Raw genomic sequence first — 11234 nt, forward strand, 5'->3', positions numbered from 1 at the left:
GCACATGAAAAAAAAGAATATATACTTCACAGCGATATTCCTGGCAGCGTTTATGTGGACAGGCTGTTCCGATTTTCTGGAAGTAGAGCCGAAATCTTCCTGGAAGGCCGAATCCTTCTATTCTACCCGGGAAGAGGCAGACCTGGCCCTGTCAGGGATCTATAGTGAGCTGGCCAACGACGATGTTTACGGCTGGAAGTTCAATGTCCTGCTCGAGGCCGGAACGGATGAAAGCTATACGAACGATCCCAATAACCCTACCTGGGACGATGCGAAATATGCACATACGCCTTCGAGCGATGCGATCAAAAATATATGGCTGAGGTTCTATACCTGTATTCAGCTGGTCAACCAGTTCGAGAAAAACCTGAACCCCGACCTGTTTACTGCCGAAGCATATAACAATCTCCTGGCCAAGGCGCGTTTTATGAGGGCATTTTGCTACTATAACCTGGCCGGCTGGTTCGGGCCGGTGCCATTGAGGCTAACACCCAGTTATTCCCAGGAAGACAACAATGTCCCCGCATCCCCGCTGATCGATGTCTATACCCAGGTGGAAAGCGACTATCTGTTTGCCGCAGAACACCTGAAACACGCCAACAGCTCCGAATATGTGCCGGGAGAGCCCAATAAGATGGCAGCACACGGCCTGCTGGCCCGGCTCTACCTGAGAATGGGCGGGTTTCAACCTTATTTATCGGGTAGCGAAGCGGGTTCCTACTTTGAGAATAACCAGCAATATTTTGAGAAAGCCCGGGAACAATGCGAGATCATTATCAACGATGGCTGGCATGGTATTGTGCCCTATGCTGTAGACAGTATGAGTTACAGGAACCACTTTCTGAGCTATTTACAGGACAGGTACGACCTGAGGGAATCCTTGTTTGAGATCTCGTTCGGCAACTTTCAGAGCATGGGGTTAACGGTAGATGGAAGGCTGGGCAATATCAACGGTGTCGAATTTGTAGGGACCCAGGATATCCCGCGGGGTTTTTGTAAGGTCAATGTGGGGCTACCTGTTTACCATATATATTCACAGGAAGATACGAGAAGGGAGTGGAATATTGCCGGCTATCGCAACAAGTATTCCAGTGCCAACCGGGCATACACCATGAGTTATATTTTCGATTACCCCCTGAACCAGGAATACGGCATAGGGAAATTCAGGAGATGGGAACCCTCCAATCTCAACGCATTAAAAGAAGAGGAAAAGATCACAGATGCCGGTTATACCATTCTCAATAATACACCGGGATCAGATACCGACCCCAATTTTACAAGTATCAATTTCCCCGTTTTAAGATATTCGGACGTACTTTTAATGCATGCAGAGGCTGTTATCGGGGGCAGGTTCGGAACGGCAGCAGCCAATGATGCTGCGCTGAACGATCTTAATACCGTAAGGGAAAGGGTGGGCCTGGAACCTTATACGGGAAGCCTGAACCACGATGATTTTTTTAAGGAGATCGTCGATGAAAGGCTACGCGAGTTATGTTTCGAAGGACTCCGCAAACAGGACCTGATCCGGTGGGACCTGCTTGAGGAAAAACTGATGGAAACCAATGAAACCATTAGCAACCATGCACTTTTTAACAGTACGAATCAGTTCCATCAGACTTATCTGTCCCCCGGAAATAACTTTGACAGGGCCAGGCACCTCCTGTTGCCTTACCCCTTACAGGAAACCCTGATCAATCAAAGTCTTGAACAAAGGACAGGGTGGTAGTAAATGTTCCCGATAAAAACCTAAATCAATGAAGATCATAGTTACAAGTATTCCCCGAAAACGAAAAAATACCTGCCGGAATATATTAAAAGGCTTTTTTATAGGGTATGTTCTTGTTTTGTGCCTTGGCGCAAATGCGCAAAGTGCAGAGCCCGCACTTTCATACAACTATTCCCGGATAGCGGACCATCCCAGGATATTACTGTCCGAAGCGGATGAAAAAACACTGAAGGCATCATTAAAAAGAAACCCGGAGTTTAAAAAAGTAGATGCTTATATACGCCGGGTGTCCGATGATCTGCTTTCGGAAGAACCGCTGGTTTTTAAGAAAAAGGGCAAAAGGCTGCTGGCCGTTTCCCGGAAGGCATTGACCAGGCTGTACTACCTGTCTTACAGCTACCGCATGACAGGCCGTGCCAAATACCTGCACAGGGCTGAAAAGGAACTCAATGCCGTTTGTGCCTTTGAAAGCTGGAACCCTACCCATTTCCTGGATGTAGGTGAGATGTGCATGGCCGTTTCCATCGCTTACGACTGGTTGTATGACGACCTGAAGGAAAGCACCCGGAAAAATGTACGGGAGGCTATACTGAAAAAAGCATTTGAGCCTTCGTATATTGAAGACCATGCCTGGTTCCTCGATGTCCATAGCAATTGGAACTCGGTCTGTAATGCGGGACTGGTCTATGGGGCCCTGGCCATTATGGAAGACGAAAAAGAACAGTCGGTCGCCATTATTGAAAGGGCCCTGAAATCGAACCGCTTGCCCCTGGAAGCCTATGCCCCGGACGGCAATTATCCGGAAGGCCCGGGGTACTGGAATTACGGCACCACATTCCAGGTGATGCTGATCGCCGCCCTGGAAAGTGCGCTGGGGTCCGATAACGGCTTGTCAAAAGCGCCGGGATTCCTAGACTCCGCGTATTATATGCTTTTTGCTGGAGGGCCTTCCGGGGATTACTTTAATTATTACGACTGTGGAAAAAGCCAGACTGCCCGCTCTTCCATGTTCTGGTTTGCACAAAAATTAGACGATCCGTCCCTGATCTTCCAGGAGGTCAATATGATCCGTGACGGGTTATATACCAAAACAGTATCGTCCGATATCGAAAGGGTTTTGCCCAATGCCCTTGTTTTCGGAAAAGGGCTGACCCTGTCCGAAATTAAGCCGCCGTCCCGCAAAATGTTCACGGGACATGGAATTACTCCGGTGTCCATTATACGTACCAGCTGGGAAGGTACAAAAGGAAAATACCTGGGAGTTAAGGGAGGCAGTGCTTCCGACGGCCATTCACATATGGACCAGGGGACCTTTGTGTACGATGCGGACGGGCTGAGGTGGGCCATGGATTTCGGCCTGCAAAGCTATATTACGCTCGAATCCGAAGGTGTGGACCTGTGGAACCTGGACCAGGATGCGGAACGATGGGAGGTGTTCAGGTATAATAACTTAAATCACAATACCTTGACCATTAACAACCGGCGTCATAATGTCGAAGGAAGAGCGGAGATCACGGAAACCTTTGAAAAAGGGCACGAACGGGGCGCGAGAATAGACCTGACATCGGTGCTGAATTTTAATAACGAATTAAAAATGGCCAGCAGGAAAGCGACCATAGTGGACGATTCCTATCTGAAAATAGAAGATCGTATCGAAGTGAATGCCGAACCTGTGGACCTGAGGTGGAATATGGTTACTCCCGCATCGGCCGAGATCATGGACAAGAACACCATCAGGCTCTCCCAAAAAGGGAAAGTGATACTGTTAAAGGTAAGTTCGGATATACCGGTTAAACTGGCGATCAGGCCTTCCGAAAACCCGGCCGAATACCTATGTGAGTTCGGAAATTATAAATACGGCGCCTACAATCTGCAAAACAAAGGGACGGTGATGGTAGGATTTGATGTGAAGGTCCCGGAAAATACGGTGGCCAGGTTTACGGTAAGTCTTACGGAGGCGCCATCCGATTAGTCTTAAGCCTGAAAAATAACGGAGTTTAATTTTTATCATGATTCATATATAGGCCATGAAACCCAAATACGGCAAATTCTTTATCATAAGCCTGTTCCTTACCTTGTACGGCTGTGGGAACGGCCCGGAAAATAATTCGGAAAAACCCAATATTCTTTTTATATTGATCGATGATATGGGCTATGGGGATCTCCCCACCTACGGGAATACCGAGGTCGATGCCCCGAATATAAACAGGCTGGCTTCCGAGGGCCTGAGTTTTTCGCAATTCTATGTCAATTCCCCGATCTGTTCACCTTCAAGGGTGGCCTGTATTACGGGGCAATACCCGAGCCGATGGGGGATCACGTCATATGTGCACGACCGGCGGGCCAATAAAGAAAGGGGCATGAAGAACAGCCTGGACATCAAGGCCCCGACCATAGCGAGGGAAATGAAAAAGGCAGGGTATTATACGGCACATATCGGAAAATGGCATATGGGAGGGGGCCGTGATATTGCCGATGTCCCCTTAATAACGGAATACGGTTTTGACGAATCGGTGACCCAGTTCGAAGGGCTTGGAGAGCGATACCTCGCAAAATTTGAGACCCTGGACCTGGGCGATGACCCCGAACGCCCCGACCTCGAAAAGCAATCCGCAGCGCTGGGAAGGGGAAAAGTGCACTGGATAAAACGGGAAAATTTTACCAAAATATTTGTAGACAGGGCCATTGAAGCCATAAAGAATGCCCGAAAAGAAAATAAACCGTTCTATATCAATGTCTGGCCCGATGATATCCACACCCCGCTCGAACCTCCGGGAGACCTGAGGGGAGATTCCAGCCGACATGCCAGGTTTCTGGGGGTTATGCACGAGATGGACAGGCAATTGGGACGGCTATTCGATTATATCAGGGAGGACCCCGAACTGTCTGAAAACACCCTGATCGTATTGACCAGTGACAACGGGCCCGATGCCGGTGTAAATAAGGCAGGGAACCTCAAAGGGCATAAAACCCAGATTTACGAAGGAGGCGTCAGGGAACCCTTTATCACCTGGCATCCCGGTGTGATCCCGGAGGAAAAACAAGGTACGGTAGACACCCAAACGGTATTTTCTGCCATAGACCTGTTGCCCTCGTTTTCGGCCATAGCCGGTGTTGCCAATGACAGGGACCTGCAGGTAGACGGACTTGATGTTTCTTCGGCGATCACCGGAAAAACATCGCTCAAAAGGCAAAAAGCGCTGTTCTGGTTACGCCCCCCGGACAGGCCGGGCCTGTTTGGCAATAACGACCCCGACCTGGCCATAAGAAAAGGGGACTACAAATTGCTGATGGATGTGGACTGAACCCATATTCAGCTTTATAACCTTGCAAAGGACGAAGGGGAATCGGTCAATATTGCTGCCGATATGCCGGGTAAAACAAAAGAATTAAAAGAAGAATTGCTGGACTGGTATAACAATTACCCCCAGGATATAGACAGGGCTATTTATGAAAGGGATGGTGACCCGTCCATGCAAAACGGAAAAAAATTACTTTAAAACCATCTTATCGTGAAGTTAACATTAAAGGGAAAAGCACTTTTGACCGTATTAAACCCCCGGTCGGTATATATCATGGCCTTTATCCTGGCAGGATTGATACTAACAGGATGCAAAAAAGAGAAAAAGGAAAATACATCTGTAGCGCAGGCACAGCAAAAGCCCAATGTGGTTATCCTGTATATGGACGACCTGGGCTATGGCGACCTGGGTTGCTACGGGGCAACCGGGTTACAGACGCCGAATATCGACAAACTGGCTGAGGGCGGGGTCCGCTTTACCAACGGATATGCTGCTTCGGCCACCTGTACCCCCAGCAGGTACGCCATTTTAACCGGAATGTACCCCTGGCGCAATAAAGATGCGAAGATCTTACCGGGAACAGCCCCCCTTTTAATTTCAACAACGCAGAAGACCCTGCCTAAGATGTTCAGGTCGCAGGGATATGCTACCGGGATTGTAGGCAAGTGGCATTTAGGGCTGGGAACTGGACATGTAAACTGGAACGAACATATTTTCCCCGGCCCCAATGAAGTGGGCTTTGAATCGTCTTATATCATGGCGGCAACACAGGACCGCGTGCCTACCGTGTATATAAAAGACGGTGACGTGGTTGGCCTGGACCCGGAAGACCCGATCGAAGTGGACTATAACAAAAATTTCGAGGGAGAACCCACAGCCATTTCAAACCCGGAAATGCTGACCATGACATGGCACCATGGACATAATAACAGCATTGTCAACGGTATTCCCCGGATAGGGTATATGAAAGGCGGGGAAGCTGCAAAATGGAAAGACGTGGAGATGGCAGACCATTTCCTGGACAAAGCGAAGAACTATGTAAAAGAACATAAAGACAAACCGTTCTTTTTATATTATGCACTGCAACAACCCCATGTGCCCAGGACCCCGCACCCCCGTTTTGCGGGCAGATCGGGCCTGGGGCCGCGGGGAGATGTCATCCTCGAAGCCGATTGGGTTGTCGGGGAGTTTGTGAAAACCCTCGAAAAAGAAGGCCTGCTCGAAAATACCCTGCTGGTCTTTACCAGCGATAACGGCCCCGTTCTGAATGACGGGTATAATGATAATACCGTTGAAAAAACAGGGAACCACGATCCTAAAGGCGGACTAAGAGGGGGGAAGTACAGTTTGTTTGAAGCCGGGACAAGAGTGCCCTTTATAACCTATTGGAAAGGAAAGATCCAACCTGGGGTATCAGATGCCCTGGTATGCCAGCTCGACCTGCTGGCATCATTGGCCGGATTGGCCGGGACAGAAGAAAATACCACCGACAGCAAAGACCTGTTGTCTGTTTTCCTGGGACAAAGTAACGAAGGCAGGGAATCGTTGGTCATTGAAGCATCTTCCCGGACGGCTTTCAGAAAAGGAAACTGGCTGATGATCCCGCCCTATAACGGCCCTGCCGTTAACAAACTGGTGAATATTGAACTGGGGAACTCCTCCGCATTCCAGTTGTACAATTTAAAGGACGATATGTCCCAGCAAAATAACTTCGCAGAAGAAAATCTGGAGAAACTGGAAGAAATGGTAAAAGATTTTGAAGTTGTCCGGGGAAAGGATTACAATGAAATTCAACAATTGGAGTTAAAATAATTATATTTACAATGCAGAAAGCCGAAATAGCCGTTATAGGTGCCCTAATGGGTGTCCTATTTGAAAATATGAGATGTAAAATGCTGATTTTAAAGGGTGTGTGAAATGAATTCCAATTCTGCCACCCCGACGAACCTAGAAATAGGTCACAACAAAACACTGTTAATCGTATGGTTTTCAGTGTTTTTTGTTTTTTATGCATTCAATTGATTTCATTTAAAACCATATAAAAGGTGTGTAATTCGGTGTGCAATGTTTCATTAAAATTGTACTATCTTTAGAGGGCTTTCAGATATGATTTGACTTTCGATTTAGCAACGTATTGTTTAATTTAAAGTCATTGAAAATGAAGACAAAAAGCACTTTTACGGCAATCTTCTTTACCAGAAAATCAAGGAGCAATCCAAATCAACTTTCCATCTATGTGCGTATTACCATTAGCGGAAAACGCGCAGAAATCAGTTTAAAGAGATCCATTGCTAACAAAGATTGGGACAGCAACAAAAGCCGAGGTCGGGGCAGTTCCCAAAAGGTAAGAACGTTAAATGCCTATCTGGACGAAGTATATAACAGGCTACTGGAATGTCATAAAGAACTTTTGGAGGAAGATAAAATTATATCCTCAGAAGCCATTAAAGCCCGATATTTAGGAGAAGACGATAATAGTAAGACCTTACGGGAACTCATTGCATATCATCACGAAAATATGGCATTTGTTCTGAAAAAGGGGACAATGAAGAACTATTACACCACTGAAAGATACATGGCACTTCCGAAATCCTTCAACATTTTCTCTACGATAGGCTCTGCCTGTCCGCAATATGGGCATTGAAAATCACCGTACTCTACAATCTGGACTTGAGAGTTTTCTGCACCTCTTGTATAATCATTTGCCGAAATGGCTTCTTTTAAATGTGACATAATATTTTGTTTTTAGGCTTTATTCATTGTATCCAGTGCTTCTAAAATGCCGTCAGCTCCTGGGTTCTCACTATCGGGAGATAAATAACTCTGCACGATGGTTCTATTTTTATCAATCACAAAAAGTGCTCTGCTTGCGTGTCCTTCTTTATTATTATATACGCCATATTCTCTAGCAACTTCACCTTTTGGTTCAAAATCTGCCAATAAAGGAAGAGTTAATTTTCTATTTTCGGCAAATGCGGTGTGACAAAACATACTGTCAACAGAAATACCTATAACTATGGCATCCCGCTTTTCAAAAAGCGAATGCATCTCGTTATAAAAAGAAATCTGATCGCTGCAAACGGGACTCCAATCGAATGGATAAAATGCAAGGACAACATTTTTCTTAGCTTCAAATTCGCTGAGTGTCACTTTCTTCCCGTTTTGGTCAATTAGTGTAAAATCTGGTGCTTTTGAAAATGCTTCTAATATCTTTTTAAATTTTTTAGGTTGAAAACATCACTGCAAGAAGCAGTGATGTTTAATGTATATTTTGATTATTTCAATCTAAATAAATACTGCAAAAGCAATTAGTCATTGTTTGCGTTGGAATCCTTTAATAAGGCTTCCGCACACATTTCACCAAACTTGTTAGCGGCTAATGGACTGTCACCAGTCACTAATTTTCTGTCGGTATGACAAGCTCCTGAAATATCATCATTCAGAAATTCGACGCCCAAATTTTTTAGTTTTCCGCCATAAAACCAAGGCATTTCTCCCGGTTGATAGCCTATTTCCGGAAGCGTAACATCTATCGTATCTGGAAAGCCATTGATTTTATAACCTTTATATGGAAAACTTTCAGGATCTGCATCGTATCCGGCTGCCAACAGCGCTGCAGGGCCGTGGCAAATAGCCAACATAAATTTGTCTTCGGCAACTACCCAGTTGATTACTTTTTTCAAGTCTTCACTTTCCGGCAAACCTAACATTGCACCGTGACCACCTGGTAAGAAAACCGCAACATATTCTGACTCTGATTTGAAACCACCCGCTACGAATTCTTTCAGGCTTTTTGGACGAGCTAACTGCTCGCTGTATTTTTCGATAACGTTGCTTACGACAGCATCTTTTAGCGGAAGAGCCCATAATTCTAAATTGATTGGATTACCATTGATGGTATAAAAATCAACTTCATAGCCTGCCGACTGCAAATGCAAAATAGGAACGAAAGTTTCTACAGGATGGTTCCCGGTTGCGAATTTTTTCCCGTTGGCCATATCCATATATTTTTCTTCCGTACAAACTACCAATACTTTTTTATTTTTATCCGTATTGAGGTTTTTGTAATCTATTTCTTTGTAATCGGTTTTAGGAGCTACAAATTCTCCACGTGAGAAAAATGAAGGCTCATAACCTGTTCCGTCAAATACCGGTGATTTACTTAATTCTTGTGACATAATAATTGTATTTAAAATTTATGATTGAATATTTTAATAATCGCTTTCCTGACTGGTTTCAAAATAAGTGTCTAAAGATTGACTGACATCTGCTATTTTTTTCTTCATCATCCTTAGCGCATCAGAACCCAGATAAATTCTGCAAGGAGGATTTGGCATTTCTCCAATTTTTATAAAAACTGCAGCTGCTTTTTTGGGGTCGCCACCTTGGTTTTTGTTGAGTTCTCCAAAACGTTCCACTGTGTTTCTTACCAAAGTGTATTCTGGAATTTCATTTTTTGGCGTAGCCATCGAAGATTTATCCAGAAAATCTGTGCGAAATCCTCCCGGACAAATAGCAGTAACTTTGATGCCAAATTCTTCGGCTTCTTTAGATAAAGCTTCAGAAATTTGAATAACGGCTGCTTTAGTAGCACTGTAAATTCCTGTAGCCGGAGCTGATACAGAACCTGAAACAGAGGCTATATTTAAAATACGTCCGGATTGTTGTTTACGCATTATTGGTAAAACTGACCGAGAAACGTTTATCAGTCCAAATACGTTGACAGCGAAAACCTTTCTTATTTCTTCATCCGCCAACTCTTCGATTCCACCCAATAAACCGTAGCCAGCATTATTGACCAGAACATCAATTTTACCAAAACGCTGCATTACTGCGGAAACTGCTTTAGAAACACTTTCTTCATTCGCCACTTCCATTGTAAGCGGTAGAAAATGGTCACTGTTAATTCGTTTTTCTAATTTTGAACTATCTCTGGATGTAGCGGCTACGCGATAACCTTTCTCTAATAGAAGTTTCACCGATTCGTATCCAAATCCTTTTGAAGCGCCTGTTACCAACCAAACTTTTGGTGTATCCATAACTTGTTTTTTTAATAGAGTAAAGTTATGACGCCAATACAGTTTTTAACAAGGACATACCTCACAAAAATAGTGTGATGTAGATCACATCTGCAAACGGCTAAGTGTTTCTCTTGTAACACCTAAATAATTAGCAATTAATCTTTTGGGAACTCGTGAAAAGATATTAGGGTACATCAGACAAAACTCATCATATCGTTCTTTTGCCGTGTGTGACATTAGTGAAAGGATTCTTTTTTGAAGGGCAACATATCCGAAATTTGACTTCACACGGAAGAAATGCTCCATCTTGGGCATCACTTTGCAAAGTTGTTCTAAGTCGTTAATAGTAATGCTAAATAATTCTGCATCTTCTATAACTTCTACGGCAACGGTCGATTTTTCTCCTTTAAAAAATGAAGCAAAATCTGAAATCCACCAGTTTTCATTAGCGAACTGTAAGATATGTTCTTTTCCTATTTCATCGATCAGGCTACTTTTTAAAAGCCCTGTTTTTACCAGATACATTGTATCTACCGACTGATTTTCCTGAATGAGAAACTGACGTTTGCGAATTTTAACTGAATTGAAAAATTTGGAAACGGTGTGAAATTCTTCATCATTCAAATCAATATGTTCGCCAATATGTCGTTGCAAAAAATCAGTCATTTTTATCCAATTATTTTTAATAAACTTACAAAAAAATCCTGAAATTTTCTCCACCTAAAAAGAGTGCGAAAGTTGTTCAAAATGCAAAAAATGGAAATTGGAAACTTTAAAGAATCGTTTATTTTATTCCCCTAAGTTAGCTAAGATTTCTGCTGCATCAGGTAATTTAAGATCGGGGCGTTCTTGATGCGCTCCATTTCGCTTTCCACAATGTGCAGCACATCTGATTTTATCCGACTGTAATTACTATGAATCTGGTGTTTCATTTTATCCTCGCCCTGCTCATTCACAAAAGATAAGATTTGCGGTATTTGCTGATAGGCTTTGCTTTCTGCGGCTACCTTTTCATTTCAGCTTCTTTTGGGCTTTCGATTTATTTTTTTGGACTGCTTCAATGAGGTGATGGCTATGACTTTCAGTCCTTCCTGCTTTGCTTTCATGGCCATTTCTATGGGCAGGGCATTCCGGCCGGAATTAGAGATCACAATGATTAGGTCGGACGTGTCGAAGGTGTATTTA

12 protein-coding genes and 1 pseudogene are annotated in these 11234 nt (G+C 44.2%); 6 read left to right on the forward strand and 7 right to left on the reverse strand.

Annotated features, from left to right (window positions below; genetic code table 11):
- Nucleotides 1-4: 4 nt before the first annotated feature.
- From KN811_RS20805 to KN811_RS20825, 6 genes are all read left to right on the forward strand, one after another.
- Nucleotides 5-1726: a RagB/SusD family nutrient uptake outer membrane protein gene (locus KN811_RS20805; protein ID WP_187967150.1), complete on the forward strand. Its 1722-nt coding sequence runs from the start codon at nucleotides 5-7 to the stop codon at nucleotides 1724-1726.
- Between the two features lie 28 nt (nucleotides 1727-1754).
- Nucleotides 1755-3698 (forward strand): heparinase II/III domain-containing protein, encoded by a 1944-nt coding sequence (locus KN811_RS20810; RefSeq protein ID WP_187967149.1) that lies wholly within the window; start codon nucleotides 1755-1757, stop codon nucleotides 3696-3698.
- 55 nt (nucleotides 3699-3753) lie between these two features.
- The gene (locus KN811_RS20815; protein WP_187967148.1) at nucleotides 3754-5031 is read left to right on the forward strand and encodes a sulfatase-like hydrolase/transferase; all 1278 of its coding nucleotides are present in this window, start codon (nucleotides 3754-3756) and stop codon (nucleotides 5029-5031) included.
- Between the two features lie 63 nt (nucleotides 5032-5094).
- Nucleotides 5095-5226, forward strand: a complete 132-nt coding sequence (locus tag KN811_RS21975) for a hypothetical protein (protein WP_282097938.1) — start codon at nucleotides 5095-5097, stop codon at nucleotides 5224-5226.
- Nucleotides 5227-5301: 75 nt separating this feature from the next.
- Nucleotides 5302-6840 (forward strand): sulfatase family protein, encoded by a 1539-nt coding sequence (locus KN811_RS20820; protein WP_187967156.1) that lies wholly within the window; start codon nucleotides 5302-5304, stop codon nucleotides 6838-6840.
- 346 nt (nucleotides 6841-7186) lie between these two features.
- Entirely contained in the window at nucleotides 7187-7672 is a 486-nt protein-coding gene (locus KN811_RS20825) for an Arm DNA-binding domain-containing protein (protein WP_247716576.1), read from the forward strand.
- Here KN811_RS20825 and KN811_RS22145 read toward each other — a convergent pair.
- The 7 genes and pseudogenes from KN811_RS22145 to KN811_RS22150 all read right to left on the reverse strand — a co-directional run.
- Nucleotides 7672-7761 (reverse strand): annotated as a pseudogene (locus KN811_RS22145) (hypothetical protein); the annotation flags it as partial. The gene KN811_RS20825 and the pseudogene KN811_RS22145 sit on opposite strands and share 1 nt — an antisense overlap.
- A 12-nt stretch (nucleotides 7762-7773) precedes the next feature.
- On the reverse strand, nucleotides 7774-8238 hold the full coding sequence (locus tag KN811_RS20835) for a redoxin domain-containing protein (protein ID WP_187967155.1): 465 nt from the start codon (nucleotides 8236-8238) through the stop codon (nucleotides 7774-7776).
- A 98-nt stretch (nucleotides 8239-8336) separates the two neighbouring features.
- The gene (locus tag KN811_RS20840) at nucleotides 8337-9206 is read right to left on the reverse strand and encodes a DJ-1/PfpI family protein (protein ID WP_187967146.1); all 870 of its coding nucleotides are present in this window, start codon (nucleotides 9204-9206) and stop codon (nucleotides 8337-8339) included.
- Between the two features lie 33 nt (nucleotides 9207-9239).
- A complete protein-coding gene (locus KN811_RS20845) occupies nucleotides 9240-10067 on the reverse strand; it encodes an SDR family oxidoreductase (protein WP_187967145.1) in 828 nt (275 codons plus the stop codon).
- Nucleotides 10068-10151: 84 nt separating this feature from the next.
- Nucleotides 10152-10715 (reverse strand): Crp/Fnr family transcriptional regulator, encoded by a 564-nt coding sequence (locus tag KN811_RS20850; protein ID WP_187967144.1) that lies wholly within the window; start codon nucleotides 10713-10715, stop codon nucleotides 10152-10154.
- Between the two features lie 140 nt (nucleotides 10716-10855).
- The gene (locus KN811_RS22175; protein ID WP_486669417.1) at nucleotides 10856-10981 is read right to left on the reverse strand and encodes a hypothetical protein; all 126 of its coding nucleotides are present in this window, start codon (nucleotides 10979-10981) and stop codon (nucleotides 10856-10858) included.
- Nucleotides 10982-11065: 84 nt separating this feature from the next.
- Nucleotides 11066-11234: SIS domain-containing protein (locus KN811_RS22150; RefSeq protein ID WP_216335010.1), on the reverse strand; the 169-nt coding region annotated here is incomplete at its 5' end.

This window comes from Sinomicrobium weinanense (genome assembly GCF_018863395.1).
In the GTDB taxonomy this organism is placed as follows: Bacteria; Bacteroidota; Bacteroidia; order Flavobacteriales; family Flavobacteriaceae; genus Sinomicrobium; species Sinomicrobium weinanense.

Excerpts from the sequence above, each read along its gene's own strand:
- KN811_RS22175 (WP_486669417.1), bottom strand. The coding sequence starts at position 10,981 with ATGAAACACCAGATTCATAGTAATTACAGTCGGATAAAATCAGATGTG.
- KN811_RS20805 (WP_187967150.1), top strand. The coding sequence starts at position 5 with ATGAAAAAAAAGAATATATACTTCACAGCGATATTCCTGGCAGCGTTT.
- KN811_RS20850 (WP_187967144.1), bottom strand. The coding sequence starts at position 10,715 with ATGACTGATTTTTTGCAACGACATATTGGCGAACATATTGATTTGAAT.
- KN811_RS20810 (WP_187967149.1), top strand. The coding sequence starts at position 1,755 with ATGAAGATCATAGTTACAAGTATTCCCCGAAAACGAAAAAATACCTGC.
- KN811_RS20820 (WP_187967156.1), top strand. The coding sequence starts at position 5,302 with ATGGCCTTTATCCTGGCAGGATTGATACTAACAGGATGCAAAAAAGAG.
- KN811_RS20845 (WP_187967145.1), bottom strand. The coding sequence starts at position 10,067 with ATGGATACACCAAAAGTTTGGTTGGTAACAGGCGCTTCAAAAGGATTT.
- KN811_RS20815 (WP_187967148.1), top strand. The coding sequence starts at position 3,754 with ATGAAACCCAAATACGGCAAATTCTTTATCATAAGCCTGTTCCTTACC.
- KN811_RS20825 (WP_247716576.1), top strand. The coding sequence starts at position 7,187 with ATGAAGACAAAAAGCACTTTTACGGCAATCTTCTTTACCAGAAAATCA.
- KN811_RS21975 (WP_282097938.1), top strand. The coding sequence starts at position 5,095 with ATGCCGGGTAAAACAAAAGAATTAAAAGAAGAATTGCTGGACTGGTAT.
- KN811_RS20840 (WP_187967146.1), bottom strand. The coding sequence starts at position 9,206 with ATGTCACAAGAATTAAGTAAATCACCGGTATTTGACGGAACAGGTTAT.